Source organism: Vicinamibacterales bacterium (genome assembly GCA_036496585.1).
Classification (GTDB): domain Bacteria; phylum Acidobacteriota; class Vicinamibacteria; order Vicinamibacterales; family 2-12-FULL-66-21; genus JAICSD01.
This window is the reverse complement of record DASXLB010000022.1, coordinates 1-23,241: the sequence shown is the minus strand read 5'-3', so window position 1 is coordinate 23,241 and position 23,241 is coordinate 1. Positions and strand designations below refer to the sequence as shown.

The 23,241-nt window shown below is 68.0% G+C and carries 20 protein-coding genes and 1 tRNA gene; 4 read left to right on the top strand and 17 right to left on the bottom strand.

Going from position 1 to position 23,241, the window contains the following annotated elements:
- Positions 1-345: 345 nt before the first annotated feature.
- Both VGI12_06880 and VGI12_06875 read right to left on the bottom strand, forming a co-directional pair.
- Complete coding sequence (locus VGI12_06880) at positions 346-1,071, bottom strand: PEP-CTERM sorting domain-containing protein (protein HEY2432382.1); 726 nt, start codon at positions 1,069-1,071, stop codon at positions 346-348.
- Between the two features lie 50 nt (positions 1,072-1,121).
- Positions 1,122-1,766, bottom strand: coding sequence for a PEP-CTERM sorting domain-containing protein (locus tag VGI12_06875; protein HEY2432381.1), 645 nt, complete (start codon positions 1,764-1,766; stop codon positions 1,122-1,124).
- A 162-nt stretch (positions 1,767-1,928) separates the two neighbouring features.
- On the opposite strand from VGI12_06875, the gene VGI12_06870 reads away from it, so the two are divergent.
- Positions 1,929-2,288 carry an MmcQ/YjbR family DNA-binding protein gene (locus tag VGI12_06870; protein HEY2432380.1) on the top strand — a complete coding sequence of 120 codons (360 nt, stop codon included), beginning with the start codon at positions 1,929-1,931 and terminating at the stop codon, positions 2,286-2,288.
- 649 nt (positions 2,289-2,937) lie between these two features.
- Here the strand turns inward: VGI12_06870 and VGI12_06865 are convergent.
- From VGI12_06865 to VGI12_06825, 9 genes are all read right to left on the bottom strand, one after another.
- A tRNA-Val gene (locus VGI12_06865) sits at positions 2,938-3,012 on the bottom strand.
- 35 nt (positions 3,013-3,047) lie between these two features.
- Entirely contained in the window at positions 3,048-3,584 is a 537-nt protein-coding gene (locus VGI12_06860) for a hypothetical protein (GenBank protein HEY2432379.1), read from the bottom strand.
- Positions 3,585-3,638: 54 nt separating this feature from the next.
- Complete coding sequence (locus tag VGI12_06855; GenBank protein ID HEY2432378.1) at positions 3,639-4,064, bottom strand: hypothetical protein; 426 nt, start codon at positions 4,062-4,064, stop codon at positions 3,639-3,641.
- Positions 4,061-4,354 carry a YtxH domain-containing protein gene (locus VGI12_06850; GenBank protein HEY2432377.1) on the bottom strand — a complete coding sequence of 98 codons (294 nt, stop codon included), beginning with the start codon at positions 4,352-4,354 and terminating at the stop codon, positions 4,061-4,063. Before VGI12_06850 ends, VGI12_06855 begins: the two co-directional genes overlap by 4 nt.
- 50 nt (positions 4,355-4,404) lie before the next feature.
- Positions 4,405-5,445, bottom strand: coding sequence for an MlaD family protein (locus VGI12_06845; protein ID HEY2432376.1), 1,041 nt, complete (start codon positions 5,443-5,445; stop codon positions 4,405-4,407).
- Between the two features lie 10 nt (positions 5,446-5,455).
- Positions 5,456-6,310, bottom strand: coding sequence for an ATP-binding cassette domain-containing protein (locus VGI12_06840; GenBank protein ID HEY2432375.1), 855 nt, complete (start codon positions 6,308-6,310; stop codon positions 5,456-5,458).
- 6 nt (positions 6,311-6,316) lie between these two features.
- Entirely contained in the window at positions 6,317-7,090 is a 774-nt protein-coding gene (locus VGI12_06835) for an ABC transporter permease (GenBank protein HEY2432374.1), read from the bottom strand.
- Between the two features lies 1 nt (position 7,091).
- Positions 7,092-9,107: an excinuclease ABC subunit UvrB gene (gene uvrB / locus VGI12_06830; GenBank protein HEY2432373.1), complete on the bottom strand. Its 2,016-nt coding sequence runs from the start codon at positions 9,105-9,107 to the stop codon at positions 7,092-7,094.
- 51 nt (positions 9,108-9,158) lie between these two features.
- Positions 9,159-11,726: a hypothetical protein gene (locus VGI12_06825; protein ID HEY2432372.1), complete on the bottom strand. Its 2,568-nt coding sequence runs from the start codon at positions 11,724-11,726 to the stop codon at positions 9,159-9,161.
- A gap of 157 nt (positions 11,727-11,883) precedes the next feature.
- Between VGI12_06825 and VGI12_06820 the strand changes: the two genes are divergently transcribed.
- A complete protein-coding gene (locus VGI12_06820; GenBank protein ID HEY2432371.1) occupies positions 11,884-13,299 on the top strand; it encodes a DHH family phosphoesterase in 1,416 nt (471 codons plus the stop codon).
- A 30-nt stretch (positions 13,300-13,329) separates the two neighbouring features.
- Here the strand turns inward: VGI12_06820 and VGI12_06815 are convergent, their stop codons facing one another.
- From VGI12_06815 to greA, 5 genes are all read right to left on the bottom strand, one after another.
- The gene (locus VGI12_06815; GenBank protein HEY2432370.1) at positions 13,330-15,954 is read right to left on the bottom strand and encodes a protein kinase; all 2,625 of its coding nucleotides are present in this window, start codon (positions 15,952-15,954) and stop codon (positions 13,330-13,332) included.
- Positions 15,955-16,001: 47 nt separating this feature from the next.
- Positions 16,002-16,664 carry a VOC family protein gene (locus VGI12_06810; protein HEY2432369.1) on the bottom strand — a complete coding sequence of 221 codons (663 nt, stop codon included), beginning with the start codon at positions 16,662-16,664 and terminating at the stop codon, positions 16,002-16,004.
- Between the two features lie 65 nt (positions 16,665-16,729).
- Positions 16,730-17,896, bottom strand: a complete 1,167-nt coding sequence (locus VGI12_06805) for an aminotransferase class I/II-fold pyridoxal phosphate-dependent enzyme (GenBank protein HEY2432368.1) — start codon at positions 17,894-17,896, stop codon at positions 16,730-16,732.
- 87 nt (positions 17,897-17,983) lie between these two features.
- Positions 17,984-19,420 carry a patatin-like phospholipase family protein gene (locus VGI12_06800; GenBank protein ID HEY2432367.1) on the bottom strand — a complete coding sequence of 479 codons (1,437 nt, stop codon included), beginning with the start codon at positions 19,418-19,420 and terminating at the stop codon, positions 17,984-17,986.
- A gap of 13 nt (positions 19,421-19,433) precedes the next feature.
- The gene (gene greA / locus VGI12_06795) at positions 19,434-19,898 is read right to left on the bottom strand and encodes a transcription elongation factor GreA (GenBank protein ID HEY2432366.1); all 465 of its coding nucleotides are present in this window, start codon (positions 19,896-19,898) and stop codon (positions 19,434-19,436) included.
- 79 nt (positions 19,899-19,977) lie between these two features.
- On the opposite strand from greA, the gene VGI12_06790 reads away from it, so the two are divergent.
- Both VGI12_06790 and VGI12_06785 read left to right on the top strand, forming a co-directional pair.
- A complete protein-coding gene (locus VGI12_06790) occupies positions 19,978-20,841 on the top strand; it encodes an RNA methyltransferase (protein HEY2432365.1) in 864 nt (287 codons plus the stop codon).
- On the top strand, positions 20,841-22,184 hold the full coding sequence (locus tag VGI12_06785; protein HEY2432364.1) for a replication-associated recombination protein A: 1,344 nt from the start codon (positions 20,841-20,843) through the stop codon (positions 22,182-22,184). Before VGI12_06790 ends, VGI12_06785 begins: the two co-directional genes overlap by 1 nt.
- Positions 22,185-22,207: 23 nt before the next feature.
- Here VGI12_06785 and VGI12_06780 read toward each other — a convergent pair whose 3' ends face one another.
- Positions 22,208-23,083, bottom strand: a complete 876-nt coding sequence (locus tag VGI12_06780; GenBank protein HEY2432363.1) for a serine protease — start codon at positions 23,081-23,083, stop codon at positions 22,208-22,210.
- Between the last annotated feature and the right edge of the window lie 158 nt (positions 23,084-23,241).

Genomic DNA, 23,241 nt, shown 5'->3' with positions numbered 1-23,241 from the left:
GCCGATCGGCGCCGCGGCGCTCAGAGCGACGGGCAGATGCTTTCATGGCGGCGCGCGGGCGCAACGGATGCGGATCGACCCACGAGCCGATTTTATCGCGTTCCTCGCCGTTTCTCCTGACTCGCTGCTCTCCGCCACACTTTTCTCGTCCAGAGTTCCTCGTGCGGGGGCGCGTGGAGCTTGAGGCGGCGAGCTCGACCATCACCTCGACATCGGAACGCAGGCTACCTATGGCCCGCTCGCACCCGGCGAGCGACGTCGTCTCGATAATCGTCAGCGGCTTGCTCTCCAGGCCGCCGACGCTGTCGACCTTGCAGCGAATGGGCAGGCTGCCGGGCCTTTGTTCTAACGGGCAAAGAGTAGCCGCCGCCAGCCGAGCGCGCCGATGGCGGTCATGAGGAGCACGGCGCTCGCGGGCTCCGGCGTCGGCGAAGGGCTGCCGGGGTCCGAGAAATCCAGCGTGAAGTTGAAGCCGACTGACGCGAACATCGGGCCGAATGGCGACGACACGGCCTGGGCGTCGCCGAGGATGTCAAAGCCGTAAGTCCCGGGCTGCAGGACACCGGAGTGTGAGATGTTCGGCGCGAACGGGTTTCGGTCGCCGAACAGCGATGTGTTGGGCGCGCTGACGGCGGAGCCCGAGTCCAACCATGTCACTCCACGCCCACTCCCATCGAAGCTGGCGTTGAAGTCGTAGACCTGCGCGACGGACAAGGTGACCAGGAGGTTGAAGCCCGTCAAGCCATCAGCGAAGGCCTGCGAGTCGGGGCCACTGGCAACCGCCGAGGCCATCCCCTCTCCTGACAAATGATGTGGGTCGACGAGGTTGGTGACGAGATCGGCGGTCCCCTCCGCATGACTGGCCGGCAGCGTCGCATCCGCCAGCGCGTGCATCGCGTCGCTGTCCTCCGGGCTGCTGGACGAGCCAGTCTGGCCGGTCGTATCGCTGGCGTGGGCGTCGCTGATCGCGAAACGGGAGGAACTGAGCGTAATCGGGTCGGCGCCGGCCAGCACAGGCAGCGCAGCCGACACGATCGCAGCCGCAGCTACGATCTTCGTGCGGACAAACATATGTATGCCTCCCTTTCCCGGTTCGTGTCAGGCGTGAGCGCCGGATCGCTCTAGATCCGCCGCCGACGGGCGAGGAGGCTGAGCGCTCCGGTGCCGAGCAGCAGCAGGGAGGCCGGCTCGGGCGTCGCCGAGACGTCCGGGGACGTGAAGTCGTAGGTGATGTCGTGCGCGTCGAACAGGCCGCCCCCGACCGGCGTGAAGTGCGCGGTCGCGATGCCGCTGCCGCTCAGCGAGGCAATGAAAATTGGCGTCCCCCCGCTGCCGCTGCCCGGCGGCAGGCCCTCGATCTCGCCGCTCAACGTGAACGGCGCGCTGATCGTGTGCAGCGCCGTCGCGCTCGTGAATTCCATAGGGCTGGTGAAGTTCAGCTGCCCGAAGAGGTTGGTCGACGGATACGCGACCCCGTTGAACTCGCCGGGGAAACCGCTGGAGAAATGGCCGCCGCTGGTGCTGCTGAGATTGAACTGAATCCGGTCCGCAGGCGCACACGGCTCGCACTGGAAGATCTCTCCGGCAACGCCGTTCGGGCCAGCCGTGAGCGAGAAGCCGTCGCCGGTGAACGTAAATGAACCGCCGCTCATCTGCGCGACTGCCTGACCGCTGGTCACCGTCACTTCATCGGCCGCCACGCGTGTGACCCCGACCACCCAGAAAAGAGCGAGAAAACAGACACTCTGGAGAAATAACTTCCGCATCCGGACACCTCTGAGGCCGCTGCCGCAAGCACGATGCCGTCGTTCCACCACGCGAGACGCGGGTCGAGACCGAGGATGTCGCCGATTCGATTTCGCAGCCGCCCGGCGGAGTGTTCACCGGGACGGTTGACAGCCACACGATGCCGAGCGAATATCCGCGCCATGACCCCCGCCGGATTTCGTCGCATCGCGCTGGCGCTGAAGGACGTCGAGGAGCACGCGCACCATCATCATCCGGACTTTCGCGTCGCCGGCCGCGTCTTCGCCACGCTCGGTTACCCCGACCGCGCCTGGGGGATGGTCAAGCTCACTCCAGATCAGCAGCGAGCCTTCAGTCGTGACTACCCCGAGGCGTTCGCCCCTGTGAAGGGCGCGTGGGGCGAACGGGGCGCCACATCGACGCGCTTGAAGAGTCTGGACGAAGAGATGCTCGGAGAAGCGCTGACGCTCGCGTGGCGCAACGCTGTCGAAGCCAAGCCCGCTCGCACGGCCAAGCCACCGCGACGTCGCCACGCGCCATGAATCGCCGATTCGGATTGGCGCTGTCCAACCTCCGCGAGCGATCGTGAGAGCGACGGCGCACTACAAGCGAGTGCCCAAACGATACCCTCACCTCGTGTTCCGCCGATGCGAATTCGAATCGCTGGCATTGCGTTTTCGCTTGCTTGTCTGATCATCGCAGGCTGCAAGGAGTCGACCGCGCCCGATAGTGTCAACGTCTCAGGAACGTGGGCGGGATACACGTGCGCTCCATCCCGATCGGACTCCTGCGCGATTCAGCTACGCCTGACGCAAGCGGGAAGCTCCGTGAGCGGAACCTACGGCTTCACGGTGAGCGCCGGGACCGTCCAAGGCAGCGTCAGCGGGTCGACGGTCGCTCTGACTCTCACGGATTCTCTGACAGCCCATTCGAATTGCGTGCAGGCGAACCTCACTCCGAGCGAAATGACCGGTCCCTACATGCCGGGCTGTGGGAGCGTGACGGCGAACGGTTCCTTCGATGTGACACGACAGTAGCGGCGAGCGGGCTTCCACGAGTTTCGCGAGGGAACCGAAGAACCAGCAACGGGGGCTTCCGGCTGCACGACTGGTGCACCACCGAGCAAAAACAAAAGGCGCCGTTTCACACCCGGCGCCTTCTCGCAAACGATTGATTCTCTTACGCGTGAATTGGTGGGCGCTGCTGGAATCGAACCAGCGACCCCCGCCGTGTGAAGGCGATGCTCTACCGCTGAGCCAAGCGCCCAATTCCGGGTGAGACCTTCAATTATATACCGGCGCCTAGGTCCCCGATTTCAGCTTCGCGATCAACAGCTGCAGGACCTGCGAGTAGGCCGCGTCGGCCTCGCCGAACGCCTTGGCGTAATCCGCCTCCGACATCTTCGCCTTCTTCGGCTCGCCGTCGAACGAGATGGTGCCGGCATGGCGCTCGACGCTGTCGGCCGGCGTGTCCCCCTTCGGCTTCGCCACGAGGCCGTCGGCCAGCATGTCCATGACGAACGTCTTGCTCCCCGCCACGGACGCCGAGCTGAGGTTGACGTACACCTCGTGATAGTCCTTCTTGGCGAGCTCGTCATTGAGGATCGACGGCGCGGCGTACTTGGCGGACACGACGAGCAGTTCGGTGCCTGGATAGTAGAGGGCGGCGGCGAACGCGCCGGGCGCCTGGGGATCGGCGGCCGCGATGGCGTCGAGCTTTTTCTCGTCGAGCAGCTGCGCGAGCTGCTTCGCGAGCTCGGGCGACTTCGCGTCCTGTGCGCGCGCAACTGCCGGCGCCGCGAGGACAAGGGCAACCAGGACGGCCATCGAGCGAACCATCGGGAGTCCTCCTCAGTAGAGCTGGAAAGGCCCGAAGTCTACCAGATCGGCCGGCTACCCGATAAACAGCGCGTCCTCGTCTTCGACCGTGCCGGGCCGACCCCGGAAATCGCGCATCCCGCGCAGTGCGCCAAGCCCCGCCTTGAGGGCGCTGAAGAGCGCGAGGCCTTCACGCGCCGGAGTGACAATGGCCTGCTGGATGACGAGCGAGGTCTCGTCCACCCGCCGCGTCAGATCGGTCATCAGACGGTCGATCTTCTGCGCCTGTGCCGTCGCCAGCACGGCGGTCCTGTGGGCCTCGTCGGCGATCGACGCGGCGCGCACCAGAAGCGGGCGGATGTCCTGCTGCAGCATGGCGGTCACGTCGCGCACCTGGCCGGCGACGCGCGCCAGCGCCATGACGGCGCCGATCTGCACCACCGCCATCACGAGCGTCGCCACGGCGATGACGCCGAGAAACAGGAGGCTCCAGTCGTTCACATCTCCTCCCCGGGCGTGCCCGGCGGCGGGGCGTTTCGCGCCTGCTGGTAGGCCTCGCGGCCACGTTCGAGGGCGCCGGCGAGCGTGTCACGCTGGCGGTTCCACAGATCTTTTCCCTGACGCGCCGCCTCGTTCGCCTTATCGCGCCCTTCGCGCGCCTTCTCCACGAGCCGGCGGCGCGTTTCCTCGCCGGTCGACGGCGCCATCAGCAGCGCCACGGCCGCGCCGGCGATCGCCCCGAGCACGAACGCCACGACCACCGTTCCCGCGCCGCTGTCGTTATTCGCCATTGTCTGCCTCCACCCGGCCTGGGGCCTGCCGCGCCTCGCCGCGCCGCTTTTTAGAAGATGCTCACCTTGACGTTCAAGTACTTTTTCGGATCCCTGCGGATGTCCGCGATCAACCCTTTCAGTTCGTTCGCGGCTGCGTTCATATTGTCATACATCTCCTTGTTGTGCAGGAGCTGGCCGGCAGTTCCCTGCCCGTCGTTCAGGTTCTTCAACGTCTGATCGAGACGGTTCACGCTGCCGTTCAAGCGATCGTACAGTTCCTTTTCGGTCAGCAGCTTGCCGAAGGTGTTGTCGCCGCGGTTCATCCGGCCGCTCGCCTGCTCGAAATTCGCGCTCGCCGCGCTCAACGACTTGGCGAGCGCATCGTCCTTCAGCAGCTTCCCGAGGGAACCCTCGCCGGCATTGATCCGATCCGTCATCTGCCGCAGGTTGGCCAGCGATGCGTTCAGCTCGTCGTAGGCGTGCGGATCGTTGGTCAGCTTTCCGAGCGTCCCCTTGCCCTTGTTGATCGACGCGGTGACCTGGTTGATCGAGTCGGCGAGCGCGGTCAGATCGTGATAGAGCTCGTCGTCGGTGACCAGCTTGCCGACGGTGCCCTTGCCTCCGCGGATGTCCTTGAGCAGCCCCGTCGCGGCGGTGATGCCCTCGTTGGCGCTTGCGGCGACGTCACTGAACTGCACCGGCGGCTTCACCGACTGGATCGTGTCCCCTTCCTTCAGCGGGGTGCCGCCCGGCGCCGCCGAGACGTCGATCAGCGGCTCGCCCAGCAGGCTGATCGAGCCGATCGACGCGCGCGAGCCGGACGTCACCCGCGACTGGTTTTCCTTCTTGATCGACAGCCCGACCTCGACGCCGTCGCCTTTCAACTCCACCTTGGTCACCTTGCCGACCTCGACGCCGGCGATGCGGACGATGGCGCCGCTCTTCAGCCCCTGCACGTCCTGAAAATTCGTCTTCAGGCCGTAACGCTCCCAGGTGAAGCCGCTGGCACCGCCGACCGCGATGACCAGCATCGCGGTGAGCGCCAGCGCCGCCACCGCCATGATGCCGATCTTCAGTTCCGACCAGGCCAGCGATCGTGTCCTTGGCATGTCTTGTTCCTTACGCGAGAAAGGCGCGGATGTACTCGTCGGCGCGCGCCGCGGCGCGCAGTTCGTCGGCGTGCCCTTCGAAGTGGACCCGCCCGTCCTTGAGCATGATGAAATGCGCCTGGTGCGCCTTGCCGCCGCTGGCGCGTTCGTAGCGCAGGCCGGCCTCTTCGCGCACGGCGGTGTGCTCGGCGACGAAGAAGGCGTCGCGCAACTGGTGGGTCACCAGCATCGAGCTGACCCCCTCGACGTCGCGCAGCTTCACGATCTCCTCGTCCACGGTCAGCGAGGTGATCGGGTCGAGGCCGGTCGTCGGCTCGTCGTAGAGCAGGATCTTCGGCCTGGCCGCCAGCGCGCGGGCGATCGCGACGCGGCGGCGCTGCCCCCCGGAGAGTTCCGACGGCATGCGATCGGCGAATTCCGACAGGCCGATGAATCCCAGCACCTCGTCGACCCGCTCATCGGACCGCGCCGCCGGCCAGTTCAGCTCCTCGGTCAGCTTGTAGGCCACGTTCTCGCGGACGGTGAGCGAATCGAACAATGCCCCTTCCTGGAACACCATGCCGAGATCGGCGCGGACCGCCATCAACTGCTCTTCGCTGAAATGCTCGATTTCCTCGCCGTTGACGAGGATTCGCCCGGCGTCGGGCTTGAGCAGTCCCAGCGTCAGGCGCAGAATCGTCGATTTTCCCGCGCCGCTCGCGCCGAGGACGATCTTGGTGTAGCCGGTCTGCAACGTGAAGCTCACGTCGCGCAGGATCACCTTCTCGTCGAACGCGAGCCACACCTTGTCGAACACCACGATTGGCTCCGCGGCGGCCTGCGTAACGGGAGTCGTGACGGTCGTGGCGACGGGAGCTTCACCCATGACGGTTCAATAGAGCAGCACGATCATGACCTTCGTCACCATGAAATCGACCGCGATCACCGCCACCGAGCTGGCGACCACCGCGAGTTTGGTGGCGTCGCCCACGCCCTGAGTGCCGCCGGTCGTCCGCATGCCAACGTGGCAGGCCACGGTGGCGATGGTGAAACCGAGGAAGATCGGCTTGATGACGCCCATCCACACATCCTGGATGTAGAGCCCGTTGACCACCGCCGTCCAGTAGATCGTGCTCGCGACGTGGAACTGCAGCAGCGAGACGATCCATCCGCCGACCATGCCGATCCCCGTCGCAAGAATGCTCAGCAGCGGCATCATCGCCACGCCGGCCAGCACCCGCGGTACCACCAGCTTGCGGACCGGATCAGTACCGAGCGCGCGCAGCGCCGCGATCTGATCGGTCACCTGCATGGAGCCGAGTTCGGCCGCGATCCCCGAGCCGACGCGTCCCGACACCATCAACCCGCTCAGCACCGGCCCGAGTTCCTTCACCATCGACGCGCTGATCAACCGCCCGACCATCGAACGCGCGCCGAACTGGTCGAGCGTGATGCCGGAATTGAGTGCGAGCACCATGCCGGTAAAGAAGCCAGCGAGCAGCACGACGGTCAGCGACCCTGCGCCGATCTGGTCGAACTGCTGGATCAGGTCGCGGTAATAGAACGGCTGCGATACCGCGCCGCGTACGACTCGGCCGAGCAGGCGCACATACTCCTGGACCTCGAGGAGGGCGTCTTTCGCCCAGTCCTGAAATCCGCCTCCCACGCTAGCGGCGGCTCCCGGCCAGCCCGAGATCCCGGCTCTTCAATTGCTTGATGCGGTCGCGCAGCCCCGCCGCCTTCTCGAACTCGAGGTTGGCGGCCGCCGCCTTCATCTGCGCCTGCAGCCCGGCCACGAACGCCTCCAGCTCCGCATGCGTCCTGAACTGCCCCGCCTCGTCGGCGGTCGTGCCGACCGTGACATAGTCGCGCTCGTACACACTCGTCATGACCTCATCGATGCTCTTCACGATCGATGCCGGAGTGATCCCGTGTTCGCGGTTGTAGGCCTCCTGAATGCCGCGGCGGCGGTCGGTCTCGGCGAGCGCCGTGCGCATCGAGTCGGTGACGTGGTCGGCATACATGATCGCCCGTCCGTTGACGTTGCGGGCGGCACGGCCGATGGTCTGGATGAGCGAGCCGGCGGAGCGCAGGAATCCTTCCTTGTCGGCATCCAGGATCGCCACCAGCGATACCTCCGGCAGGTCGAGCCCCTCGCGCAGCAGATTGATCCCGACCAGGACGTCGAAGATGCCGCGGCGCAGATCGCGCAGGATCTCGATCCGCTCGAGCGTGTCGATGTCGGAGTGCAGGTAGCGGACCTTGACCCCCAGCTCCTGGTAGTACTGCGTCAGGTCCTCCGCCATCCGCTTGGTGAGCGTCGTCACCAGCACGCGCTCGCCGCGGCCGGCACGGTCGCGGATCTCGGCCAGCAAGTCGTCGACCTGCCCCTTCACCGGACGCACGTCGATCATCGGATCGACCAGGCCGGTCGGCCGGATGATCTGCTCGACCACGGCGCCCCCCGCCTGCCGCAATTCGTACGGACCCGGCGTCGCCGACACGTAGAGCACCTGCTTGACCCGCGTTTCCCACTCCTCGAAGTTGAGCGGCCGGTTGTCGAGCGCCGAAGGCAGGCGGAAGCCGTAGGCGACCAGGACCTCTTTGCGCGACCGGTCGCCGTGATACATGCCGCGGACCTGAGGAACGGTCTGATGGCTCTCGTCGACGATCGTCAGCGAGTCGGGCGGCAGGTAGTCGAGCAGCGTCGGCGGCGGATCGCCCGGCGCGCGTCCGGTCAGGTGGCGTGCGTAATTCTCGATCCCGTGGCAATAGCCGATCTCTTTAATCATCTCGAGATCGAACATCGTCCGCTGATGCAACCGGTGCGCTTCGAGCACCTTGCCTTCCGATTCCAGCCCGCCGCGGTACCACTCGAGCTCCGCCTTGATCGTCTCGACCGCGGCCTTGGTCCGCTCGCGCGGCGCGACGAAATGCGTCTTGGGGTAGACCGCCACCTTGTCGTGCCGGCGCAGCAGCTTGCCGGTCAGTGGGTCGAACGTGCTCAGCTCGTCGACCTCGTCGCCGAAGAGCTCGATCCGCAGCGCCGTCTCTTCGTACGAGAGATACACCTCGACGATGTCGCCGCGGACGCGGAAGACGCCACGCTCGAAGCTGTGGTCGTTCCTGTCGTACTGGATCTCGACCAGCCTGCGGAGGATCTGATCGCGGTCGATCCGCTGCCCGCGCTCGAGCGGCAGCATCATCCCGTAATAGGCCTCGGGCGACCCGAGACCGTAGATGCACGAGACGCTGGCGACGATGATGACGTCGCGGCGCTCGAACAGCGACCGTGTGGCCGACAGCCGCATCCGGTCGATCTCGTCGTTGATCGTCGCTTCCTTCTCGATGTACGAGTCGGTAGTCGGAACGTAGGCTTCCGGCTGGTAGTAGTCGTAGTAGCTGACGAAGTACTCGACCGCGTTGTTGGGAAAGAAGCGTCGGAACTCCTGGTAGAGCTGCGCCGCCAGCGTCTTGTTGTGAGCCATCACGAGGGTCGGGCGGTTCACCCGCGCGATGGTCTGCGCCATGCTGAACGTCTTGCCCGAGCCGGTGACGCCGAGCAGGACCTGCGCGTGGTCGCCGCGGTTCAGCCCGTCCACAAGCTCGTCGATGGCGCGCGCCTGGTCGCCTCTGAGCTCGAAGTCGGTGACGAGTTCGAAGTGGTCGTACTTGGAGGCCATCGAACCTGAGATCGTACCACGGCGAGGATGGCGGGCGCGGGCTTCCCCCGGTCAAAATACCTTGTAGCCTGAGATCCTCAGGACGTGGGTGCCGCGCGTGCCGTCGGCGTTGAGTCCCCGCACGCCGTAGCCCCACTCGACGGAGAAGAGCGTGCCGAACGGCGCCGGACACTCGAGGGCCGCGCCAAACCCGGTGTAGTTACGCAGCCCGCCGCCGAACCCGGGGTCGTGGACGGCGGCCGTGTCGGCGAACCCGTCGAGCCGCACGGCTGGGGCAGCCGCCCAGCTCACGGCCGTCCGCAGCACGGCGCCGCGATCGTAGCGAATCAGCGCCGACGGATACCCGTGCAGCCGGTTGTCGAAGGTCCCGAAGCTCGAGCGGCTGAACCGATCGAGACCGCGGCCGGTCACGATCGCGCCGTCGATCCGCGTCGTCACGCGCGGCGACAGCGCCGTCGTGCGGAATACGCCGACACCGCCTCGCTGGAACGACGACTGAGGCACGACGTCTTCGTCTGAACCGGGAATTCCCCACGGCTCCCAGCCGACACGCCGGGTGTGGCTGGCCCATAGCGAGGTATGCCAGCCGGCCCGCTGCAACTCGAGGCTGGCGCCGAGACCGTGCGCATTCTGGTTGCGCGGCATGACGAAGGCCGGGTCGGTCTCGCTGCCGCGTGTGAATCGGGTGTAGTCCCAGTCGTACTCGAGCCGGATCGCGGCGCGCGATCCGATCGGCCGCAGCCCCCAGACTGCCGCCTGCGCCGGGCGCTGCTCGATGTCGCGCGTATAAACCTCCCGGCCTGCGACGAACGCGCGGTCGTTGTAGGCCGCCCCGATTGCCAGCCCTCGTCCGGCAATCTGCCACCGGCTGCCGCCGACTGACGGCAGCGAGAAGGACGCCTGCGCGTAGCTGCCGCCGAAGAAGCCGCTGAACTGCGCTCCGGTGTGCCACAGGTCGAAATCGACGTAGCTCAGTCCCGCGAACGGCAGCGGCTGCGTGATGTTCGGATCGACGATGACGCCGGCGGCCACCGTTCGGATGTGCGTGACGGGCGCCGCAAGCTGGCGGCCTGCCGCATCGGGCTCAGGCCGTCCAGCCTCCGGCTTGGAGCTCTCGGCGGCGGGCGGCGGGCGGCGGGACGGCCTCTCGAGGTAACGCAGGCCGTCGGGTGTGTCGCGCAGCATCACGTCAGCCGACGAATAGGCCGCCGCTCGGCGCGCGATGAAGTCGGGCGGATTGACGTCGTGCTCACCCAGCTCCAGCAGCCGGTGAATCGGCGTCCGGATGCTCGCCCCTTCATAGGTCTGGTGGATCTCCGAGCGCGCGAGCAGCCAGCGGCCGGCCGGATCTGGCGCGAACGTGTCGGTCTGCTCGGATACCCGGATGGGTCCGTCGAGGCCGGTCTGCGCCGCCGCGACGCGCACCATCCCGAACGTCTGCTCGTCGATCCACGCGCGGCCCGAGAAGAGCGACTTCCCGTTCCGACGCGGCGTGAATGTGATTACGTAACAGCGCCGGCCCTCGAGCGTCTGGTCCGCTTCGCGCGTATAGCGGTACACGTCGGTGAGGGTGATGGTGAGCGGCAACGCGGCGGCGCGCTCGGGTTCGATGATCGGCAGGCGCGGCACGCCGCGCTGCGGCTGCAGGGCCACGCCGTTGACGCGAATGTCGCGCTGGCGCAGGTCGACCTGCGTCCCATCGCGGTAGACCGTCGTCTGCGAGGTGATCGTGACGGGGGCCACGAACGTCGGCGCCTCGAACGTCAGCGTGAGCCGGCCGTCGGCGATCTCGCGCTGGACGGCGGACGCCTGTCGGGTCGCGGCGGCCTGATGGCGGGCGACGACCTCCTCGGCCGTCAAGGCGCGGGCAGCCCCGACCGTGATCCGATCGGCGAAGCGGTCGCTGGCCGCGACATCTGCCCGCAGCAGGAACGCCGACAGGCCGCCAACGTCGCGGCGCTCGGCGGTCGCGCCGACGATGTCGCCGGTGACGACGTCGGAGGCAGGACACGCGCGGCTGACGCCGGACAGGTCGAGCGTCTCGGGATTGAGGAACGCCGCAATCGGCCGGCCGCCGCAGGAGAGCGGACGATCGCCAGCCGCCACCAGTCCGGCAGGGAACCACTCGCCGAGCGATGCCGCCTCCCCCGCGATGCGCGCCGCGGTGGCGGGATCCCGAGGCAGCTCGCGGACAACGATGCCGCCGGACGTGAGAGCCAGCAGCTCTTCCGGAGCCGCGATGGCGGTCGAGGGGGGAATGAACCCGTCGACATAGGCGTCGAGCCCTCGCTGGTGCAGCGCGGCGGTCTGCGCCGGCGAAGCCGCCACCAGCAGCCGAGACTCAGGATGCCGTCCACGCGCGGCGGCCAATGCCCGTTTCAGCCGGAAGGCGAGGTCGTCGGGCTCGCCCGGCGCGGGCTCGAACACGAGCAGCGCGGCGTCGGCGGCGAGCGCCGCATCGGCTTCCGCCGGAACATCGCGAAAGTGCAGCGCGCCCCGCGCGCCGCGGCGGGCTACCGCGGCCAGAGCCGCCGTTTCCGTTTCACCTCGGCCGGGTCGGACCGCGACCGTGACCCCGGCGAGGTGATCCGGGAGGGCCGCCACCTCGTCCGCGCTCACGCTCAGGACCTGACAGGAGACACAGGGACTTTGGACGGGTGCCGGCTGCCCCAACCCCATTCCCGTCCCCTCCATCTCGTGCCCCACGACGGCGAGCGCCAGCAGGTAGGCGTATACTACTGGTTTGGCGTGCCTCGGCCCAAAGGTGTGATCTGACGTGCGCGTGCTGGCCATCTGTCAGGATGAACTGGTCATCCGATCGCTCGACGACGTCCTGTTACCGAGCTTCGAGGTCGATTTCCTTGTGGAAAGCCGGCCGCTCGCGCGCCGCCTCCACGAGGCCGGCATCGAAGTCACCGCCGGCGACCCCAAGCGCGTCGATACCTACCTGAAAGCCGACATCTCCCCGAACACCTGCTTCATCGTCCAGGACACCGGCCGCCGCAGCATCAGGAAGACCCTCGACGCCATCCGCGACGCCGGAGGGACGCTCATCTACGTCCTGCATACAGGCAAGCGAGGGGCCAACGGTCGCGGCGAGGAGACGGCCGAGATCACCCACCTCGATCTGCCGGAGCTGCTGCGGCCGACGCTGGTCACCGAGCTGAGCCGCTCGATGACGCGGGCCCGCGTGCAGCAGTACCAGCGCTACTTCAACGACGCCGCGCGCGTCCTCATCCTTCTGCACAACGATCCCGATCCCGACGCGCTGGCGAGCGGCCTGGCGCTCCGCAACCTGCTGCGCCGGACCAAGACCACCGCGATCATCGGCGCGATGCAGGGAGTGACGCGTCCCGAGAACCTGCGAATGGCCAACATGCTCGACATCCAGGTCGAGCAGATTACGCCGGACTCGTTCGCGAGCTTCGATCGTATCGCGACGGTCGACGTCCAGCCGCACTACTTCGGCGGCCTCCTCGACAGCGCGCACCTCGTCGTCGATCATCATCCCGAGCAGCCCGGCTACAGCGCCGTCTTCAAGGATATCCGCGCCGACTACGGATCCACCTCGACGATCCTCACCGAACACCTGCGCGCCGTCGACGTCAACATCTCCGAGCGCACGGCCACGGCGATGCTCTACGCGATCAAGTCCGACACGCTGTTCTTCGCTCGTCACACCAATCGCGTCGATCTCGAGGCGTTCACGTTCCTCTATCCGCTCGCCGACGCGGCGCTCATCCGCAAGATGGAAGGGGCGGAAATCACGCTCGAGCGGCTCGAGTACGTGACCCGCGCCAGCGCCGGTGGCATCCTGCGCGATCAGGTGTTCACGGCGTTCGTCGGCGACGCGCCGCGCGAGGACTTCATCCCCTACACGGCCGACTTCTTCCTGCAGCTCGAGGACGTGAAGTGGACGATCATCGCCGGCTTCGTCGGCCAGACGCTGATCGTCAGCGTCCGCAACCTGGGCTACTCGCGTAACGCCGGCGAGTTCGTGAAGCGGTGGTTCGCCGACATCGGATCGGCCGGCGGCCATCGCGCCATGGCCAAGGCGGTGGTGCCGCGGGATCGCTTCGTCGGCAAGTTCGGCAGTCTCGACGGACCGGCGATCACGGCACGGCTCGCCGAGATGGCCGACCAGTTCCTGCACGAGCCCGCCGTCGAGAAAAAGCTGTCCATCGCGCGCTGAACATAGCCGCCGGCCGCCAGCGTCTGTCTTCTACTTCAGTTCCATCAGCCAGAGATCCGACTCGAGGCGCGGCCGCTCGATGAGCAGTGTCCGTCCGTCGCCGCTCATACGCGTCGCGAGCGGCATCGCGCTCTTCAGGATCACCCGCCACTGACCGGTGTCGGCGTCGGCGAGCGTCACACCGTCGGGTGTCTGGGTGATCAGGTTGTGCGTGCCGCTGACGAACGAGGCGTTGCGGGCCGACGCGCGGGACAACGGCATCCGGATCTGACGCAACAGTTTTTTCGTGGCGGCGTCCCACACCATGAGGGCGATCGGCTCTCCGCCGGCATCACTGAGTGAGCCCGCCAGCAGCCGCCCGTCCGACGACCAGGTATCGACGCCCGTGAAAGGCGGGGCCGGCACCACCTCCGCTTCGGCCGCCGACGTCGTCCGCGCGGGATCGAAGAAACGCAGGTCGTCCTTGCCGGTGGTCGTCATGCGCCGGCCATCCGGCGACCAGACAGCCCAGAGCACTCCCGCCGGGAACTCCGTCAATTGGCGGAGGCCCGAGCCATCCACGGCTATCGACCAGAGCTGCCACTCGCCCGAGCGCGCCGACATGAAGGCGACCGTACGATCGTCGGGTGACCAATTCGGCAGGCGATCCCTGACGGCGTCGTCAGTCAGTCGCCGAGTCTCGCTCCCGTCGGGCCGCATCAGGACGATATCTTCGTGGCCGGATCGGCTGGTACACGCGAGCCACTCGGCTGTCGCCGACGGCTGGCACCAGCCGAGCGACGGACTGTGGATCGTCGAACGAGGCTTGCCGATCCGATCTGGCTGGGCGGGATCGAAATCATAGAGAGACAGCTCGAACGTGCGATCGACGGCCGTCATGACCATGCGAGCCCCGTCGCGCGCGAACCGCGCCACGCCCATCGATCGGGTGCCGTTGGTCACGGCCTCGGGGTCTCCCAAGACGGCGCCAGACTGCTGATCGATCGCGACCCGCCAGAGATTCGGGCTGCCGGCACGGTCGCTGACGAAGTACAGCCAGCGGCCGTCGGGCGACCACTCGGGCGCCCAGTCGGTGGCGGTGTCAGCGGTGACGGCGCGCGGCGCGCCGCCGGCCACCGCGATGGTCCAGATGTCCCGCTGCCCGCGCGTGCTGGCCCAGAACGCGATCCGGGTGCCGGACGGCGACCAGGCCGGCTGCACGCCGTCCCCCGCCCACAGCTTTCTGGTTTCCCCCGATTCGACGTCGGCGATCCAGAGCTCCGACCGCACCAGGCGCGAGTACGGATCGTCAACGGCCTCGCTCGCGTAGGCCAGGCGCTTGCCGTCGGGCGACCAGCGGGGATCGAACCCGACCGTCGTGACACGACGCACGGATTCACCCGTGGCTCCCATCACGAAGATGCCGCCGCCGTCGCGATCCGATCGAAACGCAATGCGCTCCCCGTCGGGCGAGAACGCGCCCTGGCTGTCGGCGGTCGGCGAATTCGGCGTCAGGTCGATGGCGTGGCCGCCGCCCGCGCGCAGCAGATACAGATCGAGGTTGCCTGACGCCGCGGAGGCGTAGATGACCTGCCGGCCGTCCGGAGAGACGTCCGGGTTCAGCTCGGCTCCCGGCAGCTCGGTCAGCTGACGCACCGAGACGACGGCAGGCCCGGCCGGCGTCCGGGATGGCCGCGCCATCGCCAGCGCCACACCGGCCACGCCGGCCGTCACGCCAGCGATGCCTACCAGCAGTCCGAGACGCGGTCCGCTCCGCGCGACGACGGCGCGCTCGGCGCCGCTCGGGGTCGCACCGCCGCGGCCGGCGGCCTGCAGCGCGAGGGCGAGGTCGTGCGCCGAGTGAAAACGATCCTCCGGACCCTTCTCGAGACACCGCGACAGAATCGACTGCAGCGCGCCGGGAATCGCGGCGCCAGTCTCGGGCGTGATCTCCGGCACGTCCTCCTTGAGGATGGCGTTCATCGTTTCGACCGCGCTGTCGCGCACGAACGCGCGCCGCCCGGTCAGCATTTCGTAGAGCGTCGCTCCGAGCGCGAAAATGTCGCTGCGCCCGTCGGCAGGCTCACCGCGCACCTGCTCGGGCGCCATGTAGCCGACCGTCCCGAGCACGGTGCCGGCCGCTGTCGCGCCAACACCGGTCGTCATGCTCGACGGATTCGATCCGGTCGCGACTTTCGCGAGACCGAAATCGAGAACCTTGATCCGGCCGTCGCTGGTGAGAAACAGGTTGTCCGGCTTGAGATCGCGATGCACGATGCCCCGCGTGTGCGCGGCGTCGAGCGCGAGAGCGATCTGCGCCGCATACTCGGCAGCCTTGCGCGGAGCCATGGCGCCGCCGTCGAGCCGGGCGCGCAGCGTCTCCCCCTCGAGTAACTCCATCACGACGAACAGCCGCGGCTGTCCCGATGACGTGTCGGTGCCGATGTCGTAAACGGCGACGATGCCAGGGGCGTTCAGCGCCGCGGCGGCCCGCGCCTCCTGCTCGAGCCGCGCCAGGCGCTCGGGATCCTGGGCGAAGAGCGGCGGCAGCACTTTGACGGCCACCTCGCGGTTCAGCCGCGTGTCGCGCGCGCGGTAGACCTCCCCCATGCCGCCCGAGCCCAGGTGCGAGATGATCTCGTACGGACCGAGACGCGTGCCGGCCGTTAATGACATCGGGCTGGTGGCGCGTCAGTTAGCGAAGCGCTTCAAGGATGCGCGAATCATACACCAGGGGCCCGCGACGTCAGCGTCGCGCGCTTCGCGCCGCAGGCGATCGTCGCGGCGATTCGTGTGGCGCCCGACGCCCCCGCCACCGTCACGCCGCTCACGTCGAGCGCCTTCAATATCGCGGTCAGACGATCGGCGGACGCATCGGCGACAGTGAACCGTTCCAGGCCGCAGCCCGATGGCGCGGTCGTGGACGGGTGACGCGTGTTCGGGCTCCAACGGATGAAGAAGGGTGCGCCGTCGATGGGCTCGCCCTCCAGGCTGAAGGTCATCCAGTCGAGGCGCTCGCCGTCCGGCGTCAGGCGCGCGCCCGGCTGCGGCGGCGACGTGACGAACCCTGCCGCGTGCAGAGAAGCGACCGCGGCATCGACGTCCGGCACCGCGACGGCCCATTCCACGATCGTCAGCCGCGGCAACGCTCGCAGCGGTTCATCGTCGGCCGCAAGCTTGGCGTCGGGCTGCGGCGCCAGGATCTCGAGATAGGAACCGCCGCCGAGCGAGACCACGGCGTTCTCGGTGCCGCGGCCGGGATGCCTGCCGCCTGACGACGGCTTCACGCCGGTCAAAGCCTCGAACTGCGCGATGCCTTCGTCGAGACTCCGGATTCCGACCACGAGATGGTCGAGACGAGGTGCCAGGGGGGCTGAGGGCGCCACGGGTGCTGACGGTGCTGGTGCTGACAGTGCGAGCCGGGCCAGGAGGAGTGCCAGGATGGCCGCCCTCACGCGAGCGCCTGCTCCAGATCGTCGATCAGGTCCTGCGGATCCTCGAGACCAACCGAGAGGCGCGCCATGCTCCTGGTGATCCCGGCCGCAGCCAGCTGCGCATCGGTGTGCCCCCACTGCGATGTCAGCACCGGCAGGCTGCACAGGCTCTCGACGCCGCCGAGGCTCGCGGCGCGCCTGAACACCGTCAGGCGGTCGAAGAACCGCTCGGCGCGCGCCTGGCCACCGCCGACGTCGACGCACACCATGCCGCCGTAGCCGTGCATCTGGCGCGCCGCCAGCGCGTGATCCGGGTGCGATTCGAGTCCCGGGTAATACACCTCATCGACGCCGCTGCCCTTGCGCGTCTCGAGCCAGCGCGCGACGCGCATCGCGTTCGCGTTGTGCCGCTCCACGCGCACGGCGAGCGTCTTCAGGCCTCGGCCAATCGCGTAGGCCGCCTGCGGATCGACGATGCCTCCCAGCATGCGGCGCGCCTTCTCGATCCTCGCCATCAACGCCGCCGGCCCGGCGATGGCGCCGGCGGTGACGTCGCTGTGGCCGTTGAGGTACTTGGTCACGCTGTGCATGACGAGATCGACGCCCATGCCGATCGGCTGCTGGTTGATCGGGCTGGCGAACGTATTGTCGATGATCGAGACGACGCCGCGGCTGCGGCACGCGGCGGCAATGGCCGCGACGTCGACGCAGCGCAGCGTCGGGTTGATTGGCGACTCGAACCACATCACGCGAGTTCGCTCGCCGATCGCGGCGTCCGGATCGCGCAGCGCCCCGGTCGTGACGAATCGCGGCTGGATGCCGTAGCGTGGGAACAGATCCGCCAGCAGGTGCAGCGTGCCGCCGTAGATCGCGGCGCTGCACAGCACCTCGTCGCCGCTCTCGAGCAGCGCGAGCAGCGCGGTCGCCGTGGCGGCCATGCCGCTCGCGAAGAGCAGCGCGGTGTCGGCTCCCTCGAGCGACGCCAGGGTCGTTTCCACCGCGCCGACGGTCGGATTGCCGTAACGGGAATAGATAAACTTCTTCGACCGCCCCTCGTTGTAGGCCGTGACCTGCGCCGCGTTGTCGAAGACGAACGTCGTCGTCTCGTAAATCGGCGTGGTGAGCGGCTCGGCGTCGCGATCGGCGCCGTGCGAGCCCTGGACCGTCGTGGTGTCAGCGCGCATCTTTTTATCAATCACGGAAACACTCGTTATCAATCACGGAAACACTCGTTATCAATCACCGAAACACTCGATTGTCAGATCGCCAAGTCAGGATTGGACCGCCGCGCCGGCCAGCCGATCGGCCCCGGCCGCCACCACCGGCTCGATGAACTGCCGGTAGGCGTCCTCGTAGCCTCGATCGACGAGCTCGCCCACCGCGAACGGCCGATCCGATCGTTCGTCGTAGACGCCGGCGAAGTCGAGCGGCCCGACGGGATTGTGGCCGGGTCGGATCGCGTAGACGTTGGCGAACACGCCGGCCGGCTCGAGCGCATCGCGCAGATCCGCGGCTTCGAACGCGGCAAGCTGCTCGGCGGCGCGGCCGCGCGGATCGATACGGGCGGTCGACAGGTCGTGGGCCCGGGCCGACGGCGCCGCCCCCGAGACCACGATCAGCTGCTCGGCGCCCGCGGCTGCCACTTCCTCCAGCAATCGTCTCAACGAGGCGGCTCGGTCGCAGGTGCGGTGAACCTCCCCCTGCCACGGTCCGTCCGCCGCCAGCCGCACCAGGTGCGGCGCGGTGGCGATCGGGATCGCGAGGCTGCCGGCGAGCGCGTCGATGAGGTGATCGCGTCCGGCGCCGGCGAGATCGATCGCCTCGGCGGCGCGTCCTGCCCCGCCGCCAGGCCGCGCAAAAAAACGCTGCCGGAAGCCGTCGGACAACAGCGCGAAGACAAGATCCTGACGCGCGTCGAGATCATGGGTCACGACCAGCAGCTCGCGGAAGCCAGGCTGGCCGAGATTCTCCGACAGCAGATCCGCGTAGCGCTGTCCCAGCTCGGGACGCGGCGGCGGCGGAATCGCGGCCGCCCCGCGCACGAGATTCCACAGCTCGCCGACCGTCCGATCGAGCAGCAGCCGCGTCGAACACGGCGCGCCGATCAAGCGCCAGAGCGAAGCGTTGCGGGTGCGGCGGCGGGCCGGCGCGCGCCAGACCTCGCCCGCAACGCCGGCGGCGAGCGCCGCCGCCGCGATCACCAGGCACAAGACGATCAGCCGCGGCACGACGGTCGGCAGCGCCGATGGGGAGAAGAGCGCGTCGAGGCCGCGCGCATAGGCGGAGGTGACGGCCGTCGAGGCGCGATCGAGCGTCACCAGCGACAGCAGCACCGCCACCAGTGCCGCGACAATGCCGAACGCGAAGACGACGAGCGGAACCGCCAGCAGCGCGGCCGCTGCCACCAGCGCCCAGCCGGCGACGCGCAACGGTTGACGCCACGCATATGCTTTGGCCAGCCGCCCCTGCTTCCAGAGACCCGCCGGATCCCACAGACGCTGGCCGCCGTCGACCGCCGAGAACAGCGCCGCGACGGCGCCGATGCCACGGCCGGCGACGATGTCGACGCGCAGACCCGCCTCGTGCAGCGCGCGCAGCACGCCCGCGTGATACGCTCCCGCCGTGCCGGTGCCGGTCAGCACCAGCGCCGTGCGCAAGCGAGTCGAGTACGGGCGCGTGGTCTCGGAGGGCGCGTCGGTGGTGATCACTGACTCGACTTCACTAGTCGTGGATCGTGACCAGCTTGGTAATCTCGAAATGGCGCTCGGCGCCGTTGGGCGTGCGGACGAGGACCTCGTCCCCCGTCTCCCGGTTCAGGAGCGCGCGGCCGATCGGCGACGCGGTGGAGATCAGGCCGCCCTCGACGTTGGCGTCTTCGGGCATCACCAGCTGGTAGACGATCGTCTGGCCGTTGTCTTCGCTGAGCGTCACCGTGGATCCGAACCCCACCTTGTCCTTCGGGATCTTCTCGAGGTTCATCAGCTGAATCTCGGAGACGCGCTTCTGCAGCAGGCTGATCCGCGACTCGACGAGCCGCTGCCGCTCCTTGGCCGCCTGGTACTCGGCGTTCTCGCGCAGGTCCCCCAGCTCGCGGGCGCGCTTGATCTCACGAGGCAGCTCGGTCTTCAGCTCCTTGTCGAGCTGTGCGATCTCCTCCTCGAACTTCTTCAGGATCCGCTCTTTCACGTGCAAAATGTTAACAGAAACCTGATGCCGGACACAGCACCCACGATCGCGGCCCCCGACCCGGCGGAATAGCCAGGACATGGAGCGTGTCAGCAGCCGGCAGAACGCGGTCGTCAAGCGCTTTCGCGAGCTCGCGCGCGCCTCGCGCAGCGCGGCGCCGATCGGCCGCGGCGTGCCGCACGGGGCCGGCGGCCATGCCGGCGAGATCCTCCTCGACGGGGAGCATCTCGTCGCCGAGGCGCTTGCCTGCGACGTGCCGGTCGAGCTCGCGGCGTTCTCCGATCGGCAGTTGGGCGATGCGCAGGCGCCTCTCCACCGGCTCGCGGACGACGTGCAGGCGCGCGGCGGGCGGGCGATTCTGGTCAGCGACCAGGTGCTGGCGGCGATCAGCCCCGTCGAGCACCCGTCTGGCGTCGTCGCCATCGCGCGGGCGCGAGCGACCGACGTCGGCGTTGTCTTCGCGGCGGCCGTCGGCGCCGGATCGCAGCTGCCGCTCGTCGTTGTGCTGGCCGGACTGCAGGATCCCGGCAATGTCGGCGCGATCGTGCGGGCCGCCGCGGCCTTCGGCGCCGCCGGCGTCGCGGCGATCGACGGCACGGCCAATCCATTCGGCTGGAAGGCGCTGCGGGGCGCGATGGGAGGCACCTTCCGGCTCCCCGTCGCGGCGCGCGGCAGCGCGGCGGACGTGATTGCGGCTGCCGGCGACAGGCGGGTGCGGCTGGTGGCGGCGGTGCCGCGCGGCGGTACGCCGCTGCCGCGACTCGACTTCCGTCAGCCAACCGCGCTGGTGCTCGGCGCCGAAGGCGCAGGCGTGTCGGGCGCCATGGTGTCGGCGGCGCACGAGTCGGTGACGATCCCGATGCGCGCGCCGGTCGAGTCGCTGAACGTCGCGGTGGCTGCCGCGCTGCTCCTCTACGAAGCGTCGCGCCAATACGAGCCCTGATGGATCTCTTCCCGGACGAGGAACCGCCCCCCGCGACGCCCCAGACGTCGGCCGCCAGCGATCCGGCGTCGCCGCTGGCCGAGCGCATGCGCCCGCGCACGCTCGACGACATCGTCGGACAGGAGCCGCTGCTGGGGGCCGGACGGCCCCTGCGCGAGGCGATCGTGCACGATCGGCTGCGCTCGATCATTCTCTGGGGTCCGCCCGGCACCGGCAAGACGACGCTGGCGCGGGTGATCGCGACGGCGACCCGCGCGCATTTCGTCGCCTTCAGCGCCGTGCTGTCGGGCATCAAGGAAATCCGCGAGGTCATGGCCGAAGCGGAGGCCGCGCGGCGGCGCTCCGGTCGACGGACGATCGTGTTCATCGACGAGATCCATCGGTTCAACAAGGCGCAGCAGGATGCTTTCCTGCCGCGCGTCGAGTCGGGCGACATCGTCCTCATCGGCGCGACCACCGAGAACCCGTCGTTCGAGGTGAACTCGGCGCTGCTGTCGCGCTCGAAGGTGCACGTCCTCAAGCCGCTGACGCTCGGCTCGATGGTGACGATTCTCCGGCGCGCGATCGCCGACCCTGAGCGCGGACTCGGCGGCGATCGTGTCACGGCGAGCGAGGAGGCGCTCACCGGCATCGCCCGCTACGCCAACGGCGACGCTCGCACGGCGCTCAACATGCTCGAGATGGCGGCGGCAGTCGCCGACGGCCGGGAGATCGACCTCGCGCTCGTCTCCGATCTCGCGCAGAACCGCGCGCTCCTCTACGACAAGACCGGCGAGGAGCATTACAACCTGATCTCGGCGCTGCACAAGTCGATGCGCAACAGCGATCCAGACGCGTCGGTCTACTGGCTGGCGCGGATGATCGAGTCTGGCGAGGATGCGCTCTACATCGCGCGCCGGGTCGTCCGCTTCGCGTCGGAAGACGTCGGCAACGCCGATCCGCAGGCGCTCGCGATCTCCGTGGCGGCGAAGGACGCCGTGCACTTCATGGGCATGCCGGAAGGCAACACGGCGCTTGCGCAGGCCGTGATTTATCTCGCCACCGCGCCGAAGAGCAACGCCGTCTACATGGCCTACGGCGAGGCCGCCGATGCGGCGAAGACCGACGTCGCCGAGCCGGTGCCGCTCCATTTGCGCAACGCGCCGACCAAGCTGATGAAGGCGCTCGACTACGGCAAGGACTACAAGTACGCCCACGACGAGGCCGAGGGCGTCGCTGCCGACATGGAGTGCCTCCCGCCCGCGCATCGCGGCCGGACGTTCTACCGGCCGACCGACCGCGGCTTCGAGTCAGAGGTCAGGCGCCGTCTGGCGGAGTGGCGGCGGAAGCACTCACCGAAGTAGTCGCGAGTCGACGAGGTCCGACGCTAATTCAGCGCCGGAACCTTCCTGAACATCTCGGCCCGCAGCGGCAGGATGAACGAGAAGCGGTAGTCACCCTGCATCCGGCCGATCGGGATTCCGACGAGATCGCCGTCGTTGTTGAGCACGCCGCCGCCCGAAACGCCCGGATGACCGTCGGTGAGACAGGTCACCAGGTTGTTCGACGTCTTCTGCCCGACGTAGCCGGTCGAGAGGATGATGCCCTTGGAGTAGTCGTTGCCAAGGCGCACGATCGAGTCGGCGAACTCGAATCCGAAGTGCAGGTTGACGTCGAGGGCCGGCAGGTCCACCGGATCCTTCACCTTCAGAATGGCCCAGTCGCCCGGATCGACCTCGACCGCCGCGTCGCCGGTGTCGACGACCTTGGCGGAAATCTGCTTGCCGTCGTAGACGACCTTCACGGACGTGATCCGGCGGCCGCTCGCGTTGTCGCCAAGCGCCACCACGGCGTGCTTGACGGTGATGAAATACCCGTCGCCGAGATAGCCGGCGGTGCCGTAATTGCTGGCGCCGGTGACGTCGTACGAGTAGAGCTCTACAAAGCTCTGGCGGCGCTGCCGCATCAGGCTGACCGGCATCAGCCCCATCTCGCTCTTCAACTGCTGCGTGATCTCCGAGACCAGCGCGGCGCGGCTGTGATCGTCCATGGCGCCGACGATCGCGGTTTCAGTCGAGCGGCCCGCCGTGCCGGAGGTCTCGTGCGCGCGCTCTCGCTTGAGCGCGCCGAGCTCCGCGCGGAGCGCCGCGATCTGATCGTTTTCGCCCGCCGCGGCGGTGCGTGTCGCCAGAAAGCTGCCTAGACTGAAGAAAAGTACGGCGGATAGGGTGACAAAGAGCGTCGGAACGAGACCTCGTGACATACACGTACTCCAAGTTCGGCAGCTGCGACGGGCAGCGTTGCGCACCGGACAGACGCGTCCGGCCGCCTTTATCGCTTGGAACAGCTAACAGGAATATCTGCAGGGTAAACCCCCACGTCCTTCGCGTCAAGGGTGTGACCGCGTATTGCTGAGGTGCG

Bases quoted from the DNA above. Each gene is read 5' to 3' on its own strand.
- VGI12_06880 (HEY2432382.1), bottom strand. From the start codon at position 1,071: ATGTTTGTCCGCACGAAGATCGTAGCTGCGGCTGCGATCGTGTCGGCT.
- VGI12_06875 (HEY2432381.1), bottom strand. From the start codon at position 1,766: ATGCGGAAGTTATTTCTCCAGAGTGTCTGTTTTCTCGCTCTTTTCTGG.
- VGI12_06870 (HEY2432380.1), top strand. From the start codon at position 1,929: ATGACCCCCGCCGGATTTCGTCGCATCGCGCTGGCGCTGAAGGACGTC.
- VGI12_06860 (HEY2432379.1), bottom strand. From the start codon at position 3,584: ATGGTTCGCTCGATGGCCGTCCTGGTTGCCCTTGTCCTCGCGGCGCCG.
- VGI12_06850 (HEY2432377.1), bottom strand. From the start codon at position 4,354: ATGGCGAATAACGACAGCGGCGCGGGAACGGTGGTCGTGGCGTTCGTG.
- VGI12_06845 (HEY2432376.1), bottom strand. From the start codon at position 5,445: ATGCCAAGGACACGATCGCTGGCCTGGTCGGAACTGAAGATCGGCATC.
- VGI12_06840 (HEY2432375.1), bottom strand. From the start codon at position 6,310: ATGGGTGAAGCTCCCGTCGCCACGACCGTCACGACTCCCGTTACGCAG.
- uvrB (HEY2432373.1), bottom strand. From the start codon at position 9,107: ATGGCCTCCAAGTACGACCACTTCGAACTCGTCACCGACTTCGAGCTC.
- VGI12_06815 (HEY2432370.1), bottom strand. From the start codon at position 15,954: ATGTCATTAACGGCCGGCACGCGTCTCGGTCCGTACGAGATCATCTCG.
- VGI12_06805 (HEY2432368.1), bottom strand. From the start codon at position 17,896: ATGCGCGCTGACACCACGACGGTCCAGGGCTCGCACGGCGCCGATCGC.
- VGI12_06790 (HEY2432365.1), top strand. From the start codon at position 19,978: ATGGAGCGTGTCAGCAGCCGGCAGAACGCGGTCGTCAAGCGCTTTCGC.
- VGI12_06785 (HEY2432364.1), top strand. From the start codon at position 20,841: ATGGATCTCTTCCCGGACGAGGAACCGCCCCCCGCGACGCCCCAGACG.
- VGI12_06780 (HEY2432363.1), bottom strand. From the start codon at position 23,083: ATGTCACGAGGTCTCGTTCCGACGCTCTTTGTCACCCTATCCGCCGTA.